33 protein-coding genes are annotated in these 20,543 nt (G+C 66.7%); 32 read left to right on the forward strand and 1 reads right to left on the reverse strand.

Annotation, left to right across the window (positions count from 1 at the left end; all coding sequences use genetic code 11):
- The first annotated feature begins 67 nt into the window (after positions 1–67).
- The 31 genes from rpsJ to QWY84_RS14215 all read left to right on the forward strand — a co-directional run bounded on the left by rpsJ (position 68) and on the right by QWY84_RS14215 (position 16,120).
- A complete protein-coding gene (rpsJ, locus tag QWY84_RS14065) occupies positions 68–382 on the forward strand; it encodes a 30S ribosomal protein S10 (protein WP_167783414.1) in 315 nt (104 codons plus the stop codon).
- Positions 383–455: 73 nt separating this feature from the next.
- The gene (rplC, locus tag QWY84_RS14070) at positions 456–1,118 is read left to right on the forward strand and encodes a 50S ribosomal protein L3 (protein ID WP_290203414.1); all 663 of its coding nucleotides are present in this window, start codon (positions 456–458) and stop codon (positions 1,116–1,118) included.
- Entirely contained in the window at positions 1,118–1,720 is a 603-nt protein-coding gene (gene rplD / locus QWY84_RS14075; RefSeq protein WP_290203416.1) for a 50S ribosomal protein L4, read from the forward strand. Before rplC ends, rplD begins: the two co-directional genes overlap by 1 nt.
- Complete coding sequence (gene rplW, locus QWY84_RS14080) at positions 1,717–2,013, forward strand: 50S ribosomal protein L23 (RefSeq protein ID WP_290203417.1); 297 nt, start codon at positions 1,717–1,719, stop codon at positions 2,011–2,013. The genes rplD and rplW overlap by 4 nt, the downstream gene beginning before the upstream one ends.
- Before the next feature lie 28 nt (positions 2,014–2,041).
- Positions 2,042–2,878, forward strand: coding sequence for a 50S ribosomal protein L2 (rplB, locus tag QWY84_RS14085; protein ID WP_290203419.1), 837 nt, complete (start codon positions 2,042–2,044; stop codon positions 2,876–2,878).
- An 18-nt stretch (positions 2,879–2,896) separates the two neighbouring features.
- Positions 2,897–3,172, forward strand: a complete 276-nt coding sequence (gene rpsS / locus QWY84_RS14090; RefSeq protein WP_290203421.1) for a 30S ribosomal protein S19 — start codon at positions 2,897–2,899, stop codon at positions 3,170–3,172.
- Between the two features lie 9 nt (positions 3,173–3,181).
- Entirely contained in the window at positions 3,182–3,514 is a 333-nt protein-coding gene (gene rplV, locus QWY84_RS14095) for a 50S ribosomal protein L22 (RefSeq protein WP_290203423.1), read from the forward strand.
- 15 nt (positions 3,515–3,529) lie between these two features.
- Positions 3,530–4,216, forward strand: coding sequence for a 30S ribosomal protein S3 (rpsC, locus tag QWY84_RS14100; protein ID WP_290203425.1), 687 nt, complete (start codon positions 3,530–3,532; stop codon positions 4,214–4,216).
- Between the two features lie 12 nt (positions 4,217–4,228).
- On the forward strand, positions 4,229–4,642 hold the full coding sequence (gene rplP / locus QWY84_RS14105) for a 50S ribosomal protein L16 (RefSeq protein ID WP_290203427.1): 414 nt from the start codon (positions 4,229–4,231) through the stop codon (positions 4,640–4,642).
- Positions 4,642–4,845, forward strand: a complete 204-nt coding sequence (rpmC, locus tag QWY84_RS14110; RefSeq protein ID WP_290203429.1) for a 50S ribosomal protein L29 — start codon at positions 4,642–4,644, stop codon at positions 4,843–4,845. Before rplP ends, rpmC begins: the two co-directional genes overlap by 1 nt.
- Positions 4,842–5,105 carry a 30S ribosomal protein S17 gene (rpsQ, locus tag QWY84_RS14115; RefSeq protein ID WP_290203430.1) on the forward strand — a complete coding sequence of 88 codons (264 nt, stop codon included), beginning with the start codon at positions 4,842–4,844 and terminating at the stop codon, positions 5,103–5,105. Before rpmC ends, rpsQ begins: the two co-directional genes overlap by 4 nt.
- 63 nt (positions 5,106–5,168) lie before the next feature.
- Positions 5,169–5,537 carry a 50S ribosomal protein L14 gene (gene rplN, locus QWY84_RS14120; RefSeq protein ID WP_290203432.1) on the forward strand — a complete coding sequence of 123 codons (369 nt, stop codon included), beginning with the start codon at positions 5,169–5,171 and terminating at the stop codon, positions 5,535–5,537.
- Positions 5,538–5,551: 14 nt separating this feature from the next.
- Positions 5,552–5,872 carry a 50S ribosomal protein L24 gene (gene rplX, locus QWY84_RS14125; RefSeq protein ID WP_290203433.1) on the forward strand — a complete coding sequence of 107 codons (321 nt, stop codon included), beginning with the start codon at positions 5,552–5,554 and terminating at the stop codon, positions 5,870–5,872.
- An 8-nt stretch (positions 5,873–5,880) separates the two neighbouring features.
- Positions 5,881–6,420, forward strand: coding sequence for a 50S ribosomal protein L5 (gene rplE, locus QWY84_RS14130; RefSeq protein ID WP_290203435.1), 540 nt, complete (start codon positions 5,881–5,883; stop codon positions 6,418–6,420).
- 11 nt (positions 6,421–6,431) lie between these two features.
- The gene (gene rpsN, locus QWY84_RS14135) at positions 6,432–6,737 is read left to right on the forward strand and encodes a 30S ribosomal protein S14 (protein WP_290203436.1); all 306 of its coding nucleotides are present in this window, start codon (positions 6,432–6,434) and stop codon (positions 6,735–6,737) included.
- A 47-nt stretch (positions 6,738–6,784) separates the two neighbouring features.
- Positions 6,785–7,180 carry a 30S ribosomal protein S8 gene (gene rpsH / locus QWY84_RS14140; RefSeq protein ID WP_290203438.1) on the forward strand — a complete coding sequence of 132 codons (396 nt, stop codon included), beginning with the start codon at positions 6,785–6,787 and terminating at the stop codon, positions 7,178–7,180.
- 15 nt (positions 7,181–7,195) lie between these two features.
- Positions 7,196–7,729: a 50S ribosomal protein L6 gene (gene rplF / locus QWY84_RS14145; RefSeq protein ID WP_290203439.1), complete on the forward strand. Its 534-nt coding sequence runs from the start codon at positions 7,196–7,198 to the stop codon at positions 7,727–7,729.
- Between the two features lie 12 nt (positions 7,730–7,741).
- Positions 7,742–8,095: a 50S ribosomal protein L18 gene (gene rplR / locus QWY84_RS14150; RefSeq protein ID WP_290203441.1), complete on the forward strand. Its 354-nt coding sequence runs from the start codon at positions 7,742–7,744 to the stop codon at positions 8,093–8,095.
- Between the two features lie 15 nt (positions 8,096–8,110).
- Positions 8,111–8,611, forward strand: a complete 501-nt coding sequence (gene rpsE, locus QWY84_RS14155) for a 30S ribosomal protein S5 (RefSeq protein WP_290203442.1) — start codon at positions 8,111–8,113, stop codon at positions 8,609–8,611.
- A 2-nt stretch (positions 8,612–8,613) separates the two neighbouring features.
- Positions 8,614–8,802: a 50S ribosomal protein L30 gene (rpmD, locus tag QWY84_RS14160; protein ID WP_290203443.1), complete on the forward strand. Its 189-nt coding sequence runs from the start codon at positions 8,614–8,616 to the stop codon at positions 8,800–8,802.
- Positions 8,803–8,804: 2 nt separating this feature from the next.
- Positions 8,805–9,239, forward strand: coding sequence for a 50S ribosomal protein L15 (gene rplO / locus QWY84_RS14165; protein ID WP_290203444.1), 435 nt, complete (start codon positions 8,805–8,807; stop codon positions 9,237–9,239).
- A gap of 35 nt (positions 9,240–9,274) precedes the next feature.
- On the forward strand, positions 9,275–10,606 hold the full coding sequence (gene secY, locus QWY84_RS14170; RefSeq protein WP_290203445.1) for a preprotein translocase subunit SecY: 1,332 nt from the start codon (positions 9,275–9,277) through the stop codon (positions 10,604–10,606).
- Between the two features lie 87 nt (positions 10,607–10,693).
- Complete coding sequence (gene rpmJ / locus QWY84_RS14175) at positions 10,694–10,807, forward strand: 50S ribosomal protein L36 (RefSeq protein WP_167783392.1); 114 nt, start codon at positions 10,694–10,696, stop codon at positions 10,805–10,807.
- 75 nt (positions 10,808–10,882) lie between these two features.
- Positions 10,883–11,242, forward strand: a complete 360-nt coding sequence (gene rpsM, locus QWY84_RS14180; RefSeq protein WP_290203447.1) for a 30S ribosomal protein S13 — start codon at positions 10,883–10,885, stop codon at positions 11,240–11,242.
- A gap of 51 nt (positions 11,243–11,293) precedes the next feature.
- Positions 11,294–11,683, forward strand: coding sequence for a 30S ribosomal protein S11 (rpsK, locus tag QWY84_RS14185; protein WP_290204045.1), 390 nt, complete (start codon positions 11,294–11,296; stop codon positions 11,681–11,683).
- Between the two features lie 17 nt (positions 11,684–11,700).
- A complete protein-coding gene (gene rpsD / locus QWY84_RS14190; protein WP_290203448.1) occupies positions 11,701–12,321 on the forward strand; it encodes a 30S ribosomal protein S4 in 621 nt (206 codons plus the stop codon).
- Positions 12,322–12,366: 45 nt separating this feature from the next.
- Positions 12,367–13,365 (forward strand): DNA-directed RNA polymerase subunit alpha, encoded by a 999-nt coding sequence (locus QWY84_RS14195; protein WP_290203449.1) that lies wholly within the window; start codon positions 12,367–12,369, stop codon positions 13,363–13,365.
- Positions 13,366–13,409: 44 nt separating this feature from the next.
- Positions 13,410–13,817 carry a 50S ribosomal protein L17 gene (gene rplQ / locus QWY84_RS14200; protein WP_290203451.1) on the forward strand — a complete coding sequence of 136 codons (408 nt, stop codon included), beginning with the start codon at positions 13,410–13,412 and terminating at the stop codon, positions 13,815–13,817.
- A 114-nt stretch (positions 13,818–13,931) separates the two neighbouring features.
- Positions 13,932–14,660 (forward strand): SAM hydrolase/SAM-dependent halogenase family protein, encoded by a 729-nt coding sequence (locus QWY84_RS14205; RefSeq protein WP_290203453.1) that lies wholly within the window; start codon positions 13,932–13,934, stop codon positions 14,658–14,660.
- Between the two features lie 35 nt (positions 14,661–14,695).
- Complete coding sequence (locus QWY84_RS14210) at positions 14,696–14,980, forward strand: DUF6489 family protein (protein ID WP_290203455.1); 285 nt, start codon at positions 14,696–14,698, stop codon at positions 14,978–14,980.
- A gap of 156 nt (positions 14,981–15,136) precedes the next feature.
- Positions 15,137–16,120, forward strand: coding sequence for a malate dehydrogenase (locus tag QWY84_RS14215; RefSeq protein ID WP_290203456.1), 984 nt, complete (start codon positions 15,137–15,139; stop codon positions 16,118–16,120).
- A gap of 104 nt (positions 16,121–16,224) precedes the next feature.
- Here the strand turns inward: QWY84_RS14215 and uvrA are convergent, their stop codons facing one another.
- Positions 16,225–19,089: an excinuclease ABC subunit UvrA gene (gene uvrA, locus QWY84_RS14220; RefSeq protein WP_290203457.1), complete on the reverse strand. Its 2,865-nt coding sequence runs from the start codon at positions 19,087–19,089 to the stop codon at positions 16,225–16,227.
- Between the two features lie 150 nt (positions 19,090–19,239).
- On the opposite strand from uvrA, the gene QWY84_RS14225 reads away from it, so the two are divergent.
- The gene (locus QWY84_RS14225) at positions 19,240–20,436 is read left to right on the forward strand and encodes an MFS transporter (protein ID WP_290204046.1); all 1,197 of its coding nucleotides are present in this window, start codon (positions 19,240–19,242) and stop codon (positions 20,434–20,436) included.
- Positions 20,437–20,543: the final 107 nt, after the last annotated feature.

A 20,543-nucleotide genomic window follows, 5' to 3' on the forward strand; every position in this document is an offset into this window, starting at 1 on the left:
TTGCCATTCGCGAAGGCGGCCGCACCGTCGGCGCCGGCGTCGTCTCGAAGATTATCGAGTAATCACTATGGCTACGAACCAGAAAATCCGTATTCGCCTGAAAGCGTTCGATCATCGGCTCATCGATGTGTCCGCTGGCGAGATCGTCGAGACCGCGAAACGGACGGGCGCCCAGGTCCGGGGCCCGATCCCGCTGCCGACGAAGAAGGAACGCTACACGCTGCTGATCTCGCCCCACGTCAACAAGGACGCGCGGGATCAGTACGAGATCCGGACGCACAAGCGGCTGATGGACATCATCGACCCGACGGACAAGACCGTGGACGCGCTCATGAAGCTCGACCTGGCCGCCGGGGTGGATGTCCAGATCAAGCTGTACTGAGGCGTTACGCTAAGCAGGGCCCGGCCGTGCGTGTCGGCGCGGTCAGGGCTCTTTGTCTCTGGAAGAGGTAACGATGGCTATCGGAATCGTCGGTCGTAAACGCGGCATGACGCGCATCTTCACCGAGAGCGGGGCGGCTGTCCCGGTCACGGTGATCGAAGCGACGCCGAACCGTATAACACAACTCAAGACCGTGGACGCGGACGGCTATCAGGCCGTGCAGGTGACGACCGGCTCCCGCCGTCCGTCCCGGGTCACGCGCCCGGAAGCGGGTCATTTCGCCAAGGCGGGTGTCGATGCCGGGCGCGGCCTGTGGGAGTTCCGCCTGGCCGAGGGTGAGCAGCCCGAGCCGGCCCTGGAGGTCGGCGGCGAGATCAAGGTGGACCTGTTCGAGGCGGGCCAGCACGTGGACGTCCGCGGGGTGAGCAAGGGCAAGGGCTTCGCCGGCAACGTCAAGCGGCACAACTTCGCCACCCAGGACACGACCCACGGCAACTCGAAGTCCCACCGCGCGCCGGGCTCCATCGGCCAGAACCAGTCGCCGGGGCGCGTGTTCAAGGGCAAGAAGATGGCCGGCCAGATGGGCAACAAGCGCAGCACGCAGCCGAATCTCGAGATCGTGCGCGTGGATGCCGAGCGCAACCTGCTGCTGGTCAAGGGAGCGATCCCCGGGCCGAACGGCGCCGACGTCATCGTGCAGCCGACGGTCAAGGCCGGTGAAGGGAGGGGCAGCTAATGGAACTCCAGAAACACGGCGGCGAGACGGTTACCGTCTCGGACAAGGCGTTCGGCCGCGAATTCAACGAAGGCCTGGTGCACCAGGTGGTCACCGCCTACATGGCCGGCGGCCGTGCCGGGACCAAGGCGCAGAAGAGCCGTTCCGACGTCAGCGGCGGCGGCTCCAAGCCCTGGCGCCAGAAGGGCACCGGCCGCGCCCGGGCGGGGACGATCCGCAGCCCCATCTGGCGCAGCGGCGGCAAGACGTTTGCCGCGCGGCCGCGGGATTACTCGCAGAAGGTCAACCGCAAGGTCTACCGGGCCGCGATCAGCAGCATCTTCTCCGAGCTGGCGCGCCAGCAGCGCCTGGTGGTGGTGGACTCCTTCGACGTGGATGCACCGAAGACCAAGTCCCTGCTGGCGAAGCTCGGCGAGCACGGCGTCGATCAGGCGCTCATCGTCACGCAGTCGACCTCGGAGAACCTGGCGCTGGCGGCGCGCAATCTGCCCCACGTGGACGTGACCGATACGGCCGGGCTGGATCCGGTGCGGCTGGTTGCCTTCGAGAAGGTGGTGATCACCGTGGATGCGCTCAAGCGCGTCGAGGAGTGGCTGGGATGAATCAGGAACGCATGTACAACATCCTGCTTGCGCCGCACGTATCCGAGAAGAGCACCATCGTTGGCGACGAGGCCAACCAGGTGGTCTTCCGGGTCAAGCGCGATGCCAGCAAGGGCGAGATCAAGACCGCGGTGGAGCAGCTGTTCGACGTCAGGGTCGAGAAAGTGCGCACCGCGGTGATGAAGGGCAAAGAAAAGGGCTTCGGCCGGATCAAGGGCAGGCGCCCGAACTGGAAGAAGGCCTACGTGGCCCTGGAGGCCGGCCAGGATATCGATTTCCTGGGCGGCGAATAACGAACGCGACCAGCGACGGACAGGAACCATGGCACTGCTCAAGGCGAAACCGACATCCCCCGGGCGCCGCTTTGTCGTTCAGATTCGCAACGACGAGCTGCACAAGGGTGAACCGTACGCGCCCCTCGTGGACAAGAAGTCGCGGACCGGCGGCCGCAACAATGCCGGCCGGATGACCACGCGCCATCGCGGCGGCGGTCACAAGCAGCGGTATCGCATTATCGACTTCAAGCGGAACAAGGACGGCATCCCGGGCAAGGTGGAGCGCCTGGAATACGATCCCAACCGCAGCGCCAATATCGCATTGATCCTTTATGCGGACGGCGAGAGGCGGTATATTATCGCGCCCCGCGGGCTGCGGGTGGGCGCGCAGGTCCTCGCGGGCGAGGAAGCGCCGATCAAGCCGGGCAATGCCCTGTCCCTGCGGAGCATTCCGCTGGGTACCCAGGTCCACTGCGTGGAGATGCGCCCCGGGAAGGGCGCACAGCTGGCCCGTGCTGCCGGAACGGCGGCACAGCTGGTCGCCCGGGAAGGCAATTACGCGACGATCCGGCTTCGCTCGGGCGAGATGCGCAAGGTGCCCACGGCATGCCGCGCGACGGTCGGCGAAGTCGGAAACCAGGAACACAGCTTGCGTTCCCTCGGCAAGGCCGGTGCCACTCGGTGGCGCGGCCGCCGCCCCACGGTGCGCGGCGTGGTCATGAACCCGGTGGATCACCCACACGGTGGCGGCGAGGGCCGGACGTCCGGCGGCCGTCACCCGGTGACGCCCTGGGGCATCCCCACCAAGGGGTACAAGACCCGCAAGAACAAGCGCACGGACAAGTACATTGTCCGGGGCCGAGGCAAGAAGAAGCGCAACTAGCAGCGAGAGGTCGTATTCGTGCCACGTTCAATCAAGAAGGGCCCGTTCGTTGACACCCACCTGCTCAAGAAGGTCGAGCAGGCGGTGGACGCGAACTCGAAGCGGCCGATCAAGACCTGGTCGCGCCGGTCCATGGTCCTGCCGGACATGGTGGGTCTCACCATCGCCGTCCACAACGGCAGGCAGCACGTACCGGTGCTTATCAACGAGAACATGGTCGGTCACAAGCTCGGCGAGTTCGCGGCGACGCGGACGTACCGGGGCCACATGGCCGACAAGAAGTCCAAACGGTAGGGGTGACCCATGGAAGTCGCAGCGAAGCACAGGTATGCCCTGATCTCGCCGCAGAAGGTGCGGCTGGTCGCCGACCAGATCCGCGGCCAGTCGGTGGGCAAGGCGTTGCAGACCCTGGAGTTCAGCCCGCGGAAGGCCTCCGCCATGGTGCGCAAGGTGCTCATGTCGGCAATTGCCAACGCCGAGCACAACGAGGGCGCGGATATCGACGAGCTCCGCGTGTCGTCGATCTATGTTGACGAAGGGCCGATGTACAAGCGGATCCAGGCGCGCGCCAAGGGCCGCGCGAACCGGATCCTCAAGCGCACCAGCCACATCACCGTGAAAGTGGCTGAGCAGTAATAACGGGAGCAGTTCATGGGTCACAAAGTCCACCCGACCGGATTTCGTCTGGGCGTCACCGAAGACTGGCGGTCCATGTGGTATGCCAAGAGTTCGGACTTCGGGACGTTCCTCAACACCGACCTGAAGGTGCGCGAGTTCATCAAGAAGAAGCTCTCGCACGCGTCGGTGAGCACCATCCGGATCGAGCGCCCGGCGAAGAACGCGCTGGTGACCATTCACACGGCGCGCCCGGGGATGGTGATCGGCAAGAAGGGCGAGGATATCGAGGTCCTCCGGCGGGAAGTGAGCAAGCTCATGGGCGTGCCGGTGCACATCAATATCGAGGAGGTGCGCAAGCCGGAGCTGGACGCCCAGCTGGTGGCCGAGAACGTGGCCCAGCAGCTCGAGCGGCGGATCATGTTCCGCCGCGCCACCAAGCGCGCCGTGGGTAACGCCATGCGCCTCGGTGCCCAGGGCATCAAGCTCAACGTCGCCGGCCGCCTCAACGGTGCCGAGATCGCGCGCACCGAATGGTACCGGGAAGGGCGCGTGCCGCTGCACACGCTGCGCGCGAACATCGACTACGGCTTTGCCGAGGCGTTCACCACCTACGGCGTGATCGGCGTCAAGGTGTGGGTGTTCAAGGGCGAGATTCTGGAGCCGGAGCTCTTCCAGCAGGGGCAGGAAGGCAAGGCAGAACGCGCCGGGGCGACCAAGTAAGGATCAATAGCCATGTTGCAACCGAAGCGGACGAAATTTCGCAAGCAGCAGAAGGGCCGGAACTACGGGCTCGCGAACCGGGGCGACCAGGTCAGCTTCGGCGAGTTCGGCATGAAGGCGACGACGCGCGGGCCGGTCACCGCCCGCCAGATCGAGGCGGCGCGACGCGCCATCAACCGTTACGTGCGCCGTGGCGGCAAGATCTGGATCCGCGTGTTCCCGGATTATCCGGTGACGTCGAAGCCGCTCGAGGTCCGGCAGGGCAAGGGCAAGGGTAACGTCGATCACTGGGCCGCCCGCGTGCAGCCCGGTCGCGTGCTCTACGAGATTGAAGGGGTCTCGGAGGAAGTGGCCCGCGAGGCGTTCCGCCTGGCGTCGGCGAAGCTTCCCGTGAAGACCCGATTCGTTTCCCGGACGGTGCTGTGATGAAAGCAAACGAACTGCGGCAGAAAGACATCTCCGAGCTCGAGAAGGAGCTCCTGGAAAAGCGCAAGGAGCAGTTCAACCTGCGCATGCAATCCGCCACCGGGCAGCTGGGTCGTCCCGATCTGGTCAAGACCGCGCGGCGTGACGTTGCGCGGATCAAGACTGTGCTGAACGAAAAGCGCAAGGCGAGTGAACAGTCATGAGTGACAATCAGAAGACGAGGCGGACCCAGGTTGGGCGGGTCGTGAGCGCGAAGATGGATCGCACCATCACGGTCTATCTCGAGCGGATGGTCAAGCATCCGCTGTACGGCAAGTTCATTCGTCGTTCGACGAAGCTGCACGCGCACGACGAGAACAACGAGTGCCGCGAGGGCGACTGGGTGTCCATCGAGGAGTGCCGGCCCCTGTCGAAGACCAAGTCCTGGCGCCTCGTGGAAGTCGTCGAGCGCACACGTCGCTGAGTGCAGTGCACCGGGCGCCGCCGCGGTGGTGGTCCTCAGGAATAAAGGAAGCGGGTAAACGCGATGATTCAGATGCAGACCGTGCTGGATGCGGCCGACAACAGTGGCGCCCGCAAGGTCCAGTGTATCAAGGTCCTTGGTGGGTCCCGGCGTCGCTATGCCGCCATCGGCGACATCATCAAGGTGAGCGTGAAGGACGCCATTCCGCGGGGCCGCGTGAAGAAGGGCGAGGTCTACAACGCCGTGGTGGTGCGCAGCCGCAAGGGCGTGCGCCGCGCCGACGGGTCGGTGATCCGTTTCGACGGCAACGCCGCGGTCCTTCTGAACAACCAGCTCACCCCGGTGGGCACGCGCGTGTTCGGCCCGGTGACGCGCGAGCTGCGGACCACGCAGTTCATGCGCATCATCTCGCTGGCACCCGAAGTGCTGTGAGCGGAGAGAGGATCATGCAGAAGATCAAGAAGGGCGACGAAGTCATTGTGGTCGCCGGCAAGGACAAGGGCCGCCGCGGGACGGTCGTGCGCGTGCTGCGCGACGACAACCAGGTGGTGGTCGAGAACGTCAACATGGTGAAAAAGCACGTGCGGGGCAACCCGCAGCGGGGCGAGACCGGCGGCATCCAGGAAAAGGAAGCGCCGGTGGACGTCTCCAACGTGCAGCTCTACAACCACAAGGCCGGCAAGGGTGACCGTGTTGGCATCAAGGTACTGGAGGACGGCCGCAAGGCGCGTTACTTCAAGTCCAACAACGAACTCGTCGACGTCTAGGTGCGGTCATGGCCAGGTTGCAGCAGCAGTACAGAAATGAAGTGGTCGGGCAGCTGCAGAGCCAGTTCGCCTACCGGAACATCATGCAGGTACCGCGCATTACCAAGGTGACCCTGAACATGGGCCTGGGTGAGGCGGTCAAGGACAAGAAGATCATCGATCACGCCATGTCGGACATGGCGGCGCTGGCCGGACAGCAGCCGACGATCACGTATACGCGCAAGTCCATCGCCGGGTTCAAGATCCGCGACGGCTGGCCCATCGGCTGCAAGGTGACGCTGCGCCGCGAGCGCATGTGGGAGTTCCTGGACCGGTTCATCAACGTCGCCGCGCCGCGCATCCGGGACTTCCGCGGCTTCTCGCCCAAGTCCTTCGACGGGCGGGGCAACTACAACCTGGGCGTGCGCGAGCAGATCATCTTCCCGGAGCTGGAGTTCGACAAGGTCGACCGCATCCGGGGGCTGGACATCACCATCGCGACGACGGCGAATACTGACGAGGAAGGCCAGGCGCTGCTGGAAGCGTTCGGCTTCCCGTTCCGGAAATAGACGAGGGCGATATGGCAAAGAAGTCGATGGTGGCGCGTGAAGAGAAGCGGGCGCGCCTCGTTCGCAAGTACGCCGAGAAGCGCAAGGCGCTCAAGGCGATCATCCAGAATCCGGAGAGCTCTCCGGAGGAGAAGCTGGAAGCCCAGGAGAAGCTGCAGAATCTGCCGCGGAATTCCAGCCCCGTGCGTCGGCGGAATCGGTGCCAGGTGACCGGTCGTCCACGCGGCTACTACCGCAAGTTCGGCCTCGCGCGTAACAAGCTGCGGGAAGCTGCCATGAAGGGCATGATCCCGGGCCTGACCAAGTCGAGCTGGTAAGTGCCGTTCCCGGGCCCTGGAATACTGACAAAACAGGTACGTAGAGCATGAGCATGACCGATCCCATTGCGGACCTGCTGACACGCATCCGCAACGCACAGACCGCGAACAAGGCCGAGGTGACCGTGCCCTCCTCCAAGCTGAAGCAGGCTGTCGTCAGCGTGCTCAAGGAGGAAGGCTACATCGAGGACTTCCGGGTCGAGGGCGAGCCCAAGAAGCCGGTCATCGCGATCCGGCTCAAGTACTTCCAGGGGCATCCCGTGATCGAGCGGATTCAGCGGGTCAGCCGGCCCGGGCTGCGCATCTTCCGGGACAAGTCCTCGCTGCCGAAGGTCAACGGCGGGCTGGGGGTGGCCATCATCTCGACCTCGCGGGGCGTCATGACGGACCACGCGGCCCGTTCGACGGGCGTCGGCGGTGAGGTCCTCTGTGAGGTCTTCTAAGACAGGATGAACTGAATGTCCAGAGTAGCGAAGCAGCCGATCAGGATTCCGTCCGGCGTCGAGGTCACGCTCGACGGCAAGGACGTGACGGTGAAGGGCAGCAAAGGCGAACTGCGCTTCCACGTGCACGGTGACGTGGAAGTGGTGCAGGACGACGGCGAGCTGCGCTGCCGGGCGGTGAAGGATCGCCAGAGTTCCGTGGCACTTGCCGGGACCACCCGCGCCATTCTCAACAACATGGTGACCGGGGTCTCCGAGGGCTTCGAGCGCAAGCTGGAGCTCCGCGGGGTCGGCTATCGTGCCCAGAGCCAGGGCGACAATCTGAATCTCACCCTTGGTTTCTCCCACCCGGTGAACTTCCAGGTCCCCGACGGGGTGACCGTGGAGACCCCGAGTCAGACGGAAGTGGTCGTCCGGGGCATCGACAAGCAGCGGGTCGGCGAGGTGGCCGCGCAGATTCGCCGGTATCGTCCGCCGGAGCCCTACAAGGGCAAGGGCGTGCGCTACGTCGGCGAACGCGTGGTCATGAAAGAAGCCAAGAAAAAGTAGCAGGTAGGGGTTATGGACAAGAAGGCAGCACGACTGCGCCGCGCCCGCAGGGGCCGGATGAAGATCCGCGAGCTCGGTGTCTACCGGCTCAGCGTCCACCGGACGCCGCGGCATATCTACGCCCAGGTGGTCGAGGCGGACGGCAGCCGCACGGTGGCGGCGGCGAGCACGCTCGACAAGAACGTGCGCGGTTCGGTGTCGGCCACCGGCAATACCAGCGCCGCCGAGGAGGTGGGCAAGCTGATCGCCGAGCGGGCCAAGGCCGCGGGCGTCGAGCGCGTGGCGTTCGACCGTTCCGGATTCCGCTACCACGGCCGCGTCCGCGCCCTGGCCGAAGCCGCCCGCGAAGGCGGACTGCAGTTCTAACCGAGGCATAAGACGATGGCGATGAACGACAGCAATACCGACGGCCTCCAGGAAAAGCTCATCACGGTCAACCGGGTGGCCAAGGTCGTGAAAGGCGGCCGGCAGTTCGGGTTCACGGCGCTGACGGTGGTCGGCGACGGCGACGGCCGGGTCGGCTTCGGCTACGGCAAGGCGCGCGAGGTGCCGGCGGCTATCCAGAAGGCCATGGAGAAGGCGCGCGCCAACATGGTCACGGTGCGGCTCAACGACGGCACGCTGCAGTACCCGATCACGGCGCGGCACGGTGCCAGCAAGGTATTCATGCAGCCCGCCTCGGAGGGTACCGGGATCATCGCCGGCGGCGCCATGCGCGCCGTGTTCGAGGTGATGGGCGTGCACAACGTCCTGGCCAAGAGTCTCGGATCCCGCAATCCGATCAACGTGGTGCGGGCGACGGTCAATGGTCTTTCCGCCCTGCGGGCGCCGGACGAGGTGGCCGCCAAGCGCGGCAAGACAGTGGAAGAGATCCAGGGTTGATCATGGCCAACACGAAGCAGCTCAAGGTAACACTACGCCGCAGCGTCAACGGGCGCACTGCGCGTCATCGCGCCTGCGTTTTCGGGCTGGGCCTGCGCCGCATGCACCACACGGTGACGGTCGCCGACACGCCCGAGAATCGCGGCATGATCAACAAGGTCGCGTACCTTTTGCACGTCGAGGAGGCCTGAACATGCGCCTGAATAGCCTGAAGCCGGCTGCCGGTAGCCGCAAGGAGCGCACGCGCGTCGGGCGCGGCCTTTCCGAAGGGCACGGCAAGACTGCCGGGCGCGGCCACAAGGGCCAGCACTCCCGTTCCGGCGGCTACACCAAGGTGGGCTTCGAGGGCGGTCAGATGCCGCTCCAGCGGCGCGTGCCCAAGAGCGGCTTCCGCTCGCGGAAGTCCCTGGTAACCGCCGAGGTACGCCTGTCGGAGCTCAAGTACGTGGTGGGCGATACCGTGGATCTCGGCACCCTCAAGGAAGCCGACGTGATTCCGGAGCAGTCCCGGGCGGCGAAGGTCATCGCTTCCGGTTCCGTGGATCGCGCGGTAACGGTACGGGGCGTGGGCGTTACCCGGGGTGCCCGGGAAGCGATTGAAAAGGCCGGCGGCACCGTCGAGAGCTGATCACGAAACCCGTACCCCCGGCAGGCTGAGCCCAAATGTCGTCACTCGGTGGAATCGCGAAACTGACCGAAGTCCGCCAGCGCCTTCTGTTCGTTCTGATGGCGCTGGTTGTCTTTCGTATCGGCACGCACCTGACCATTCCGGGCATCGACCAGGAAGCGATGGTGCGGATGTTCGAGGAGCAGTCGGGCACCATCCTGGACATGTTCAACATGTTCTCCGGGGGTGCGCTGCAGCGGCTGTCCATCTTCGCCATCGGCATCATGCCGTACATCTCGTCGGCGATCATCATGCAGCTGCTCACCGCTGTGGTGCCGTACCTGGAGCAGCTGAAGAAGGAAGGCGAAGCCGGGCGGCGCAAGATCACGCAGTACACGCGCTACGGCGCCCTCGGGCTGGCCATCGTCCAGGGCATCGGCGTGTCGGTGGCGCTGCAGAACCAGGGCGTGACCCACGGCGGCGCCAGCGCGGGCTTCGATATCGCGTTCACGTTCACCGCGACGGTGACGCTGGCCACCGGGACCATGTTCCTGATGTGGTTGGGCGAGCAGATCACCGAGCGCGGCATCGGCAACGGCATCTCCATCATCATCTTCGCCGGCATCGTCGCCGGTCTGCCCGCGGCCCTGGGCAGCACGCTGGAGCTGGCGCGCACCGGCGAGCTGAGCATGTTCCTGGTACTGGTCCTGGCGGTGGGCGTGCTGCTGCTCACGGCGTTCGTGGTGTTCATCGAGCGGGGACAGCGGCGCATCACGGTGAACTACGCCAAGCGCCAGCAAGGGCGGAAGATGGTCCAGGGGCAGAGTACCCATCTGCCCCTGAAGCTGAACATGGCCGGCGTGATCCCGCCGATCTTCGCCTCGAGCATCATCCTGTTCCCGGCGACGCTGGGGCGCTGGTTCAGCGATCCCGAGGGCGCGGGCATCATCAGCCGCCTGGCGCAGACGCTGCAGCCGGGCGAGCCGCTGTACGTGGTGTTCTACGCCGTCGCCATCGTGTTCTTCTGCTTCTTCTACACGGCGCTGGTGTTCAACTCCCGGGATACGGCGGACAACCTGAAGAAGTCCGGGGCGTTCATCCCCGGGATTCGGCCGGGGCAGCAGACGGCGAAGTACATCGACGGCGTCATGACGCGGCTGACGGCGGCCGGCGCGGTCTATATCACGGCGGTGTGCCTGCTGCCCGAGTTCCTAATCCTGTACTGGAACGTGCCGTTCTACTTCGGCGGGACATCGCTGCTGATCATCGTGATCGTGGTGATGGACTTCATGGCGCAGCTGCAGTCGCACCTGGTGTCGCACCAGTACGAGCCGCTGATGAAGAAGTCGAACCTCAAGTCCTTCGGCCGGTCGGGAGCGCCCCGCTGACGGTCGCGTCGCGGGGGACGCATTGCCGGGACGAATCTGGTATAGTACGCGCCCTTCGTGGCAGGGCGGACGTTTTGGAGAACGATCATGAAGGTACGCGCTTCGGTCAAGAAGATCTGCAGGAACTGCAAGATCATCCGTCGTGGCGGCACGGTGCGGGTGATCTGCACCGAGCCCCGGCACAAGCAACGGCAGGGCTGATCCGCTCGCGCTTGATGGCAAGTCAAGGTATTCGCTAACATTGCGGGTTTTCCGCACAAAGCAGGAGTTTCACTCATGGCGCGTATTGCTGGCGTCAATGTCCCGGACAACAAGCACGCGGTCGTCGCGCTGACGTACATCTACGGCGTCGGACGCTCCGCGGCTGCGGCCATCTGCAAGGAGTCCGGGATCGCCGAGGATCGCAAGATACGCGACCTGGCGGAGCACGAGGTGGAAGCCCTCCGGGGCATCATCGGCAACAACTACCTGGTGGAAGGGGACCTGCGCCGCAAGGTTGCCATGGACATCAAGCGGCTCATGGACCTGGGCTGCTACCGGGGGATGCGGCATCGCCGCGGCATGCCGGTGCGGGGTCAGCAGACGCAGACCAACGCACGCACCCGCAAGGGGCCGCGTCGGGCCGTGCGGAAGTAACCATCATTCGCGGCCGGCATGGCCGGCGGCCAGGAACTGGGATTCATCGCTATGGCGAAAGCTTCAAGCCGGACGCGCAAGCGCGTCACGAAAACGGTTGTTGACGGCATCGCGCACATCAACGCGACGTTCAACAACACCATGATCATGATTACCGACCGCCAGGGCAACGCCCTGAGCTGGGCGAGTGCGGGTGGCAGCGGTTTTCGTGGCTCGCGCAAGAGCACGCCGTTCGCTGCGCAGGTCGCCTCGGATCGCGCGGGGCAGGCGGCCAAGGACTACGGCCTGAAGAACCTGGAAGTCCGGGTGAAAGGGCCCGGTCCGGGGCGGGAGTCGGCGGTGCGTGCCCTCAACAATGCCGGGTTCAAGATCACGAATATCGCCGACGTCACGCCGATCCCGCACAACGGCTGCCGTCCGCCCAAGAAGCGTCGCGTCTGATCGACTGGAGCACATGAATGGCTAGGTATCTCGGTCCCAAATGCAAGATCGCCCGCCGCGAGGGAACGGATCTGTTCCTCAAGAGCGGCGTGCGGGCCATCGACAGCAAGTGCAAGCTGGACACGCCGCCGGGGCAGCACGGCCAGCGTCGTACCCGCCTGTCGGACTACGGCCTGCAGCTGCGCGAGAAGCAGAAGGTCCGGCGCATGTACGGCGTCATGGAAAAGCAGTTCCGCAACTATTACAAGGAGGCAGCCCGGCGCAAGGGCGCCACCGGCGAGGAGCTGCTGCGTCTGCTCGAAGGGCGCCTGGACAACGTCGTCTGGCGCATGGGCTTCGGGTCGACGCGCCAGGAAGCGCGTCAGCTGGTCAGCCACCGCGCCGTGATGGTCAACGGCCGCACTGTGAACGTGCCGTCGTTCCAGGTGTCTCCGGGTGACGTGGTCACGGTGCGCGAGAAGGCGCGCAAGCAGGACCGCGTGCAGGCGGCGCTGGAGCTCGCGCAGCAGTCGGGTTTCGTGGACTGGATCGACGTGGATCCGTCGAAGTTCGAGGGCACGTTCAAGGCCCGCCCCGACCGCGCGGATCTTCCGGCCGAAATCAACGAGCACCTGGTGGTCGAGCTCTACTCCAAGTAAGAGCCGACGACACGAGCCGTACCAAGACGTAGAGAGGGCGAGGCGATGCAGGCCCAGTTCCAAGATTTTCTCAAGCCGCGCGTGGTGGATGTCCAGGCCCAGAGCGAGACCTCTGCCCGCGTGGAGATCGAGCCGCTGGAGCGTGGCTTCGGCCACACGCTGGGCAACGCGCTGCGGCGGATTCTGCTTTCCTCCATGCCGGGTTTCGCGGTGGTGGAAGCGGAGATCGAAGGGGTGCTCCACGAGTACACCGCCATCGAAGGGGTGCAGGAGGACGTCGTCGACATCCTGCTGAACCTCAAGCAGCTGGCCGTTCGCCTGCATTCCCGGGATGAGGCCAGTCTCAAGCTGTCGAAGAAGGGCCCGGGCGTGGTCACTGCGGCGGACATCGAGGCGGGGCACGACGTCGAGATCAAGAATCCCGACCTGGTGATCGCGCACCTGACCAAGGCCGGCGAGCTCAGCATGACGCTCAAGGTCGCCAGGGGCCGTGGCTACCAGGCCGTGACCCAGCGCAGCGACGAGGAAGACCGGCCTATCGGCCGTCTGCAGCTCGACGCCAGCTATTCGCCGGTGCGGCGGGTGGCCTACAGCATCGAGAGCGCCCGCGTGGAGCAGCGCACGGACCTGGACAAGCTGGTCATGGAAATCGAGACCAACGGCGTCATCGAGCCGGAAGAGGCGATGAAGTTCGCCGCCGGGCTGCTGCAGGATCAGCTGTCGGTGTTTGTCGCGCTGGAAGGCGGCGAGGATTTCGCCGAGCCGACGCGCAAGTCGCCGGAAGTCGATCCGGTGCTGCTGCGGCCCATCGACGACCTGGAGCTCACCGTGCGCTCGGCCAACTGCCTGAAGGCGGAGAGCATTCACTACGTGGGGGATCTGGTGCAGCGCACCGAGGTGGAGCTCCTGAAGACGCCGAACCTGGGCAAGAAGTCGCTCACCGAGATCAAGGAAGTGCTGGCCTCCCACGGCCTGTCGCTGGGCATGCGGCTGGAGGACTGGCCGCCGGCCGGTCTCGCTGGAAAGGAACAGGCCACGGGCTGATCGCGCCGGGAGGCGTGCACCGACGAACCAGAAGGTAACGAACCATGCGTCATCGCAAATCCGGGCGTCAACTGAATCGCAACAGCAGTCACCGACAGGCCATGTTCCGGAACATGGCGGTGTCCCTGTTCGAGCACGAGGCCATCAAGACCACGCTGCCGAAGGCGAAGGAGCTGCGCCGCGTGGCGGAGCCGCTCATCACGCTGGCGAAGGAAGACGGCGTCTCGCGGCGGCGGCTGGCGTTCTCGCGGCTGCGGGACAAGGCGGCCGTGGGCAAGCTCTTCAGCGAGCTGGGTCCGCGCTACCAGGCCCGGCCGGGCGGCTATCTGCGCATCCTCAAGTGCGGCTACCGGCCCGGGGACAACGCGCCGATGGCGTTCGTGGAGCTCGTGGACCGTCCGTTCGGTGAGCAGGAAACCAGCCGGGAGAGCCAGGAAGCGGCTGCCGAATAGGCCGCCGGATATCGTGGCGCTCTCCAGGCCGGGCCTTGTGCCCGGCCTTTTTTTTGCGCCCGGCCCGGCCACGGGGCGAGAATACGGTTCACGGCACGGCGGAGCAGAGGGCGTATGTTCGCGTTGTTCACGGATTTCGGCTGGCAGGGCCCGTACGTGGGACAGCTGAAGGCCGCCCTGTGGGCACGGGCGCCCGGGGTACCGGTGGTGGATCTGCTGCACGATGCCCCGGCCATGGACCCGCGGGCTGCCGGCTACCTGCTCGAGCCCTTTGCCCGGCCGCTGCCGCCGGAGACGATCAACGTGGCCGTCATCGATCCGGGGGTTGGCACCGAGCGCCCCGGATGCGCGCTGTACGCCGACGAGCGCTGGTACGTCGGCCCCGTCAATGGCCTGTTCGAGTTCGTCGCGCGCCGTGCGGGCGAATGGGCGGCCTGGGAGCTGGCGCCGCCGCCCGCCGATGCGGCGCCGACCTTCCACGGGCGGGATGTCTTTGCACCCGCGGCGGCCGCGCTGTGGCAGGGGGACCGCTCGTGGCTGGGGCAGCGTCTTGACGATCGCCCCGGGGCCGAATGGCCGGACGACGTGCCGCGCATCCTGTACCTGGATTCTTACGGCAACGCCATGACCGGAATCCGCGGCAGCGCCGTCAGCGACGATGCCGTCATCGAGGCGGGTGACCGCCGCCTGGGCCGGGCGACGACGTTCGCGGACAACGAGCCGGGCGTGCCGTTCTGGTACCGTAACTCCAGCGGCCTGGTGGAGGTGGCCGTGAACGGGGGCAGCGCCGCCGGGCAGCTGCATCTGGTGCCGGGAAGCCGGGTCCGGCTGATCCGGCCCTAGCGGTACCTGCGTATTCCGGAGAACAGGAGAGCGCCATGAAGGTGAACGTGGAAGTCGATGCGACGCCCGAGGAGTTGCGGCGGTTCTTCGGATGGCCGGACGTCCAGCCCCTGCACGAGGAGATGCTGCGAACCATTCGCGAGCGCATGCAGGCGGGCACGGAAGGCTACGATCCGGCGACCCTGATGCAGTCGTTCATGCCCTCCCAGTTCCAGAACATGGAAGGCATCCAGCGTGCGTTCTGGGACGCCATGGCCGGCGGCTACGGCCGCTCCGGCGGCGGCAGCGGCGGCCGGGAGGGAGGCAGCGGCAACGACTGACGGTGACGATGCCGAGCGGACGGCACCTCTGCTATAATCCGGGGCCGAAAAACCGCTGCGGTGCAACATCTGGGTGCATGGCGGTGGCTACGCGGCCGGGGCGTTCGCCGATGGGCGCGCCGGGCCCGGATTCGAGCTAATCGACAGGAGAAGACCATGAAAGCACCCGTTCGCGTTGCAGTTACCGGGGCCGCCGGCCAGATCGGCTACAGTCTGCTGTTCCGGATCGCCTCCGGTGACATGCTGGGCAAGGACCAGCCGGTGATCCTGCAACTGCTGGAGATCACGCCGGCGCTCGAAGCGCTGGGCGGTGTGGTCATGGAGCTCGAGGACTGCGCGTTCCCGCTGGTCGCCGGCATTTCCACCAGCGACAAGGCCGAGGAGGTCTTCAAGGACGCGGACTACGCGTTGCTGGTGGGCGCGCGCCCGCGGGGCCCGGGCATGGAGCGCAAGGATCTGCTCGAGGCGAATGCCGCCATCTTCTCCGTTCAGGGCAAGGCCCTCAACGACGTGGCGAGCCGCGACGTACGGGTGCTGGTGGTGGGCAATCCGGCCAACACCAATGCCCTGATCGCCCAGCAGAACGCACCGGATCTCGATGCCGGCCAGTTCACCGCCATGACCCGCCTGGACCACAATCGCGCCCTGGCCCAGCTGGCGAACCAGACCGGCGTCCACACCCAGGACATCACGCGGCTCACGGTCTGGGGCAACCACTCCTCCACGCAGTACCCGGACATCAGCCAGACCCTGATCAAGGGCGAGCCGGCGCTGGAGAAGGTCGACCGCCAGTGGTACGAGAACGAGTTCATCCCCACCGTCCAGCAGCGCGGCGCCGCCATCATCAAGGCGCGCGGTGCCTCCAGCGCCGCCTCGGCCGCCAGCTCGGCCATCGATCACATGCGCACGTGGGCCCTGGGCACGGCCGAGGGCGACTGGACGAGCATGGGCATCCCGTCGGACGGCAGCTACGGCATTACCGAAGGGATCATCTACTCGTTCCCGGTGACCTGCAGCCAGGGGCGCTACGAGATCGTCCAGGGCCTGGAGCTGGATGCGTTCAGCCGCGACCGGATGCAGGCCACCGAGCAGGAACTGGTGGAAGAGCGCGACGCGGTCAAGCACCTGTTCCCGAGCTAGAGCTCCCGGAAAGTCGGGGCTGAAGCCCGTCCCACCGGTCCTTGTGGGACGGGCTTCAGCCCCGATCGGCTTGACCGCGTGTTAGCCCGGTGCCGGTGCTACCCTCAGCCGAGCCCTTCCCGGGCGCCGGTGTCCGGCTCCGCCTGCTGCGCCAGCAACGGCGCCAGGTACCGGCCGGTGTGGGAGTCCGCCATCGCCGCAACGGCCTCCGGCGTGCCCTCGGCCACGAGCCGGCCGCCCCCGGCACCCCCCTCGGGGCCCAGATCCAGGATCCAGTCCGCGGTCTTGATGACGTCCAGGTTGTGCTCGATGACGATCACCGTGTTGCCGTGATCCCGCAGCCGGTGGAGAACCCCCAGGAGCTGGTCGATGTCCTGGAAGTGCAGGCCCGTGGTGGGCTCATCCAGGATATACAGGTTCTGCCCGCCTTCCCGCCGTGACAGCTCCCGGGCCAGCTTGATCCGCTGCGCCTCGCCGCCGGACAGCGTGGTCGCGCTCTGCCCCAGGCGCACGTAGGACAGGCCCACGTCCATCAACGTCTCCAGCTTGCGGCGAAGCACCGGCACGGCATGGAAGACGTCCAGGGCCTGCTCCACGGTGAGCTCCAGGGCCTCGTGGATGTTGAGGCCGCGATAGCGTACCTCCAGTGTCTCGCGGTTGTACCGCTGGCCCTTGCAGACGTCGCAGGGCACGTGGATGTCCGGCAGGAAGTGCATCGCGACCCGGGTCACGCCTTCCCCCTGGCAGGCCTCGCAGCGCCCGCCCTTGACGTTGAAGCTGAACCGTCCCGGCGAGTACCCGCGGGCCCGGGCCTCGGGCGTGCCGGCGAAGAGCTCCCGGATGGGGGTGAACAGCCCCGTGTACGTGGCGGGGTTGGAGCGGGGCGTCCGGCCGATGGGGCTCTGGTCGATGTCCACCACCTTCTCCAGCTGCTCCAGTCCTTCCACGGCATCGCACTCGGCCGGCTTCATGGTGGCACCGTTGAGGGTGCGGGCCGCGACCGGGTACAGGGTCTCGTTGATCAGGGTGGACTTTCCCGAGCCGGACACCCCGGTCACGCAGGTGAGCAGGCCCAGGGGAATGGCTATGTCGAGGCCCTGCAGGTTGTTGGCCCGGGCATTGCGCACCGTGACCTGCCGGCTCGCGTCGGGCGTCACGCGCGCATCGGGAACGCGGATCCGCCGCGTGCCGGCCAGGTACTGGCCGGTGAGCGACTCGCTGTGCCCGGCGATCCGCTCCGGCGGGCCTTCGGCGATGACGCGGCCGCCGTGCACACCCGGCCCGGGCCCCATGTCCACCACGTGATCGGCGCGCCGGATGGCGTCCTCGTCGTGCTCGACGACGATGACCGTGTTGCCCAGGTCGCGGAGACGGCACAGGGTATCCAGGAGCCGGTTGTTGTCGCGCTGGTGGAGACCGATGGAGGGCTCGTCCAGCACGTACATCACCCCCACCAGCCCGGCGCCGATCTGGCTCGCCAGCCGGATGCGCTGGGCCTCGCCGCCGGAGAGGCTGTCGGCCCCCCGGTCCAGGGTGAGATAGTCGAGGCCGACGTCGGCAAGAAAGGCGAGGCGCTGGGCGATCTCGCGCCGGATCGGCGCGGCGATCTCGCCGCGCGCGCCCTCCAGCTGGAAGGCCTGGAAGAAGGCCAGGCCGTCGCTGATGGACAGCGCCGCCAGCTCCGGCAGGCTGTGCCCGGCCACCAGGACATTGCGGGCCGCGCGGTTCAGGCGAGTGCCGTCGCAGTCCGGGCAGCGGCGGGTACTGCGGTAGCGGGCGAGCTCCTCGCGCACGATCCCGGAGTCCGTCTCCCGGTGCCGACGGGCCATGTTGGGGATCACCCCCTCGAAGGCATGGCTGCGCTTGCGGGTGCCCCCCTGGGGCGTCATGTAGCGGAACGCGATGGCTTCGTCGCCGCTGCCGTAGAGGATGATCTCGCGGACGGCCTCGGGCAGCTCCCGCCACGGCGTTTCCGTGGAGAAGCCGTAGTGCTCGGCCAGGGACCGGATCATCTGGCTGTAGTAGGCATTGCGACGGTCCCAGCCGCGGATGGCGCCGCCGGCCAGGCTCAGGCCCGGGTTGGCCACCACCAGCGCCGGGTCGAAGAAGTCCTGCTCGCCCAGGCCGTCGCAGGTCGGGCAGGCGCCCCGGGGGTTGTTGAACGAGAACAGCCGGGGCTCCAGCTCGTCCAGCGAGTAGCCGCACTCCGGGCACGCGTAGCGGGCCGAGAACACCAGGTCCTCGGCCTCCGGGTGGTCCATCCAGGCCACCCGGGCGATGCCGTCGCCGATGCCCAGGGCGGTCTCGAAGGAATCGGCCAGGCGTCCGGCCAGGTCCGGGCGGACCTTGAAGCGGTCCACCACGGCCTCGATGGTGTGCACCTTCCTGCCGTCCAGGGCCGGCGCGTCGTCCAGGTCCACCACCAGGCCGTCGATGCGCGCACGCACGAACCCCTGGGACTTCAGCTCCTGCAGCGCGTGCAGGTGCTCGCCCTTGCGCTCGCTGACCACCGGAGCCAGAAGCAGCAGCCGCGCCCCTTCCGGCTGGGCCAGTACCTGGTCCACCATTTCGCTGACCGTGCGGGCGTTGAGCTCCACCTGGTGATCCGGGCACCGGGGCGTTCCCGTGCGGGCGAACAGCAGGCGCAGGTAGTCGTGGATCTCCGTGACCGTGCCCACGGTGGAGCGGGGGTTGTGCGAGGTCGACTTCTGCTCGATGGCGATCGCCGGGGACAGGCCCTGGATCTCGTCCACGTCGGGTTTCTCCGTCATGGACAGGAACTGCCGCGCGTAGGCCGACAGGGATTCCACGTACCGCCGCTGCCCCTCGGCGTAGATGGTGTCGAATGCCAGCGACGATTTCCCCGAGCCGGACAGGCCGGTCATCACGACCAGCCGGTTCCGGGGCAGGTCCACATCGATGTTCTGCAGGTTGTGGGTCCGGGCACCGCGGATGCGGATGGATTCCATGGGCTCTCCGGCAACGGGTCGCAAACCTCCCATTGTACTCGCCGCGGGCGCGCGTCACGAAACGCATTCGAAGTGATACCATGAGCGCCGTATCGAGCCAGGAGGGTTGCATGGGGAGTTGCGCTGTCGCACGCCGCGGGGATGGACGTGATGACATCGGGTGAGCGACGTACCGCCGCGGGGCTGGCCAGCATTTTCGGCCTGCGCATGTTCGGCCTGTTCCTGATCCTGCCTGTATTCGCTGTCTACGGTGTCGAGCTGGAAGGGGCGACCCCGGCGCTCATCGGCGTGGCCATCGGTATCTACGGACTGACGCAGGCCCTGCTGCAGATCCCCATGGGCTTCCTGTCCGACCGCTTCGGCCGCCGGCCGGTGATTCTCGCGGGCCTGCTGGTGTTCGCGGCGGGCAGCATGGTTGCCGCCGCCTCCGACCACATCGCCGGGGTGATCGTCGGCCGTGCCCTCCAGGGCGGGGGTGCCATTGCCGCGGCGGTGCTGGCGCTGGCCGCCGATCTCACGGAGCCGCGGCAGCGAACCAAGGTCATGGCCGTGATCGGCATGAGCGTGGGCGCGACCTTCCTGCTCGCCATGGGACTCGGGCCCGTTCTCGCCGGTGTCGGCGGGCTGGCGAGTATCTTCTGGGTGTCCGCCCTGCTCGCCGTGGTCGCCATCGGGCTGTTGTACCGGTTGGTGCCGGCTCCGCCGCCACAGAGCGTGCAGGCCGATGCCGAACCCGTGCGCAGCCGCTTCGCCGGGGTGCTCCGGGATGCCAACCTGCTGCGGCTGGATCTCGGCATCTTCGTCCTGCATTTCGTCCTCACGGCCGCCTTCGTGGTGCTGCCGCTCATGCTCCGGGACAGCCTCGGCCTGGCGGTGGGGCAGCACTGGCAGGTCTATGTCCCGGTGCTGGTGCTCTCGGTGGTCGCCCTGGTGCCCGCGGTCATGGTCAGCGAACGCAGGGGGTGGCACCGGGAAGTGCTGTGCATGGCCGTCGCCGGGCTGACCCTTGCCCAGGTGGCCATGGGCATCCTCGGGCAAACGCCGGTGTTCCTGCTCGTGGGGCTGTGGCTGTGGTTCGCCGGCTTCAATGTGCTCGAGGCCACCCTGCCGGCGCTTATATCGCGGTATGCGCCGGCGGAGTCCAAGGGCACGGCGCTGGGCGTCTACGCGACGGCCCAGTTCAGCGGCGCCTTCCTGGGCGGGGTCACCGGGGGCATCGTTCACGGCACGGCCGGGGTGACCTGGGTTTTCCTGGTGTGCGCGGCGGCCACGCTGGTCTGGCTGGGAAGCCTGCGCGGCATGGGGCAGGTCCCCGACGCCCGGCACGTCGCGGCCTCCGAGGGATGACCGGGATTGCGGCTGTCGTCGGCGGCGCAAACACGCTACATTTCCGGTTCGGGCACGCCAGGGAAGCGGGGTGCCCGGGCCGAAACCAATATACTGAAGGAGGACTG

It is taken from the genome of Aquisalimonas lutea (assembly GCF_030409225.1).
GTDB lineage: Bacteria > Pseudomonadota > Gammaproteobacteria > Nitrococcales > Aquisalimonadaceae > Aquisalimonas > Aquisalimonas lutea.

Coding starts and splice junctions, on each gene's coding strand:
- rpsJ (WP_167783414.1), top strand. CDS start 68: ATGGCTACGAACCAGAAAATCCGTATTCGCCTGAAAGCGTTCGATCAT.
- rplC (WP_290203414.1), top strand. CDS start 456: ATGGCTATCGGAATCGTCGGTCGTAAACGCGGCATGACGCGCATCTTC.
- rplD (WP_290203416.1), top strand. CDS start 1,118: ATGGAACTCCAGAAACACGGCGGCGAGACGGTTACCGTCTCGGACAAG.
- rplW (WP_290203417.1), top strand. CDS start 1,717: ATGAATCAGGAACGCATGTACAACATCCTGCTTGCGCCGCACGTATCC.
- rplB (WP_290203419.1), top strand. CDS start 2,042: ATGGCACTGCTCAAGGCGAAACCGACATCCCCCGGGCGCCGCTTTGTC.
- rplV (WP_290203423.1), top strand. CDS start 3,182: ATGGAAGTCGCAGCGAAGCACAGGTATGCCCTGATCTCGCCGCAGAAG.
- rpsC (WP_290203425.1), top strand. CDS start 3,530: ATGGGTCACAAAGTCCACCCGACCGGATTTCGTCTGGGCGTCACCGAA.
- rplP (WP_290203427.1), top strand. CDS start 4,229: ATGTTGCAACCGAAGCGGACGAAATTTCGCAAGCAGCAGAAGGGCCGG.
- rpmC (WP_290203429.1), top strand. CDS start 4,642: ATGAAAGCAAACGAACTGCGGCAGAAAGACATCTCCGAGCTCGAGAAG.
- rpsQ (WP_290203430.1), top strand. CDS start 4,842: ATGAGTGACAATCAGAAGACGAGGCGGACCCAGGTTGGGCGGGTCGTG.
- rplN (WP_290203432.1), top strand. CDS start 5,169: ATGATTCAGATGCAGACCGTGCTGGATGCGGCCGACAACAGTGGCGCC.
- rplX (WP_290203433.1), top strand. CDS start 5,552: ATGCAGAAGATCAAGAAGGGCGACGAAGTCATTGTGGTCGCCGGCAAG.
- rplE (WP_290203435.1), top strand. CDS start 5,881: ATGGCCAGGTTGCAGCAGCAGTACAGAAATGAAGTGGTCGGGCAGCTG.
- rpsN (WP_290203436.1), top strand. CDS start 6,432: ATGGCAAAGAAGTCGATGGTGGCGCGTGAAGAGAAGCGGGCGCGCCTC.
- rpsH (WP_290203438.1), top strand. CDS start 6,785: ATGAGCATGACCGATCCCATTGCGGACCTGCTGACACGCATCCGCAAC.
- rplF (WP_290203439.1), top strand. CDS start 7,196: ATGTCCAGAGTAGCGAAGCAGCCGATCAGGATTCCGTCCGGCGTCGAG.
- rplR (WP_290203441.1), top strand. CDS start 7,742: ATGGACAAGAAGGCAGCACGACTGCGCCGCGCCCGCAGGGGCCGGATG.
- rpsE (WP_290203442.1), top strand. CDS start 8,111: ATGGCGATGAACGACAGCAATACCGACGGCCTCCAGGAAAAGCTCATC.
- rpmD (WP_290203443.1), top strand. CDS start 8,614: ATGGCCAACACGAAGCAGCTCAAGGTAACACTACGCCGCAGCGTCAAC.
- rplO (WP_290203444.1), top strand. CDS start 8,805: ATGCGCCTGAATAGCCTGAAGCCGGCTGCCGGTAGCCGCAAGGAGCGC.
- secY (WP_290203445.1), top strand. CDS start 9,275: ATGTCGTCACTCGGTGGAATCGCGAAACTGACCGAAGTCCGCCAGCGC.
- rpmJ (WP_167783392.1), top strand. CDS start 10,694: ATGAAGGTACGCGCTTCGGTCAAGAAGATCTGCAGGAACTGCAAGATC.
- rpsM (WP_290203447.1), top strand. CDS start 10,883: ATGGCGCGTATTGCTGGCGTCAATGTCCCGGACAACAAGCACGCGGTC.
- rpsK (WP_290204045.1), top strand. CDS start 11,294: ATGGCGAAAGCTTCAAGCCGGACGCGCAAGCGCGTCACGAAAACGGTT.
- rpsD (WP_290203448.1), top strand. CDS start 11,701: ATGGCTAGGTATCTCGGTCCCAAATGCAAGATCGCCCGCCGCGAGGGA.
- QWY84_RS14195 (WP_290203449.1), top strand. CDS start 12,367: ATGCAGGCCCAGTTCCAAGATTTTCTCAAGCCGCGCGTGGTGGATGTC.
- rplQ (WP_290203451.1), top strand. CDS start 13,410: ATGCGTCATCGCAAATCCGGGCGTCAACTGAATCGCAACAGCAGTCAC.
- QWY84_RS14205 (WP_290203453.1), top strand. CDS start 13,932: ATGTTCGCGTTGTTCACGGATTTCGGCTGGCAGGGCCCGTACGTGGGA.
- QWY84_RS14210 (WP_290203455.1), top strand. CDS start 14,696: ATGAAGGTGAACGTGGAAGTCGATGCGACGCCCGAGGAGTTGCGGCGG.
- QWY84_RS14215 (WP_290203456.1), top strand. CDS start 15,137: ATGAAAGCACCCGTTCGCGTTGCAGTTACCGGGGCCGCCGGCCAGATC.
- uvrA (WP_290203457.1), bottom strand. CDS start 19,089: ATGGAATCCATCCGCATCCGCGGTGCCCGGACCCACAACCTGCAGAAC.
- QWY84_RS14225 (WP_290204046.1), top strand. CDS start 19,240: ATGACATCGGGTGAGCGACGTACCGCCGCGGGGCTGGCCAGCATTTTC.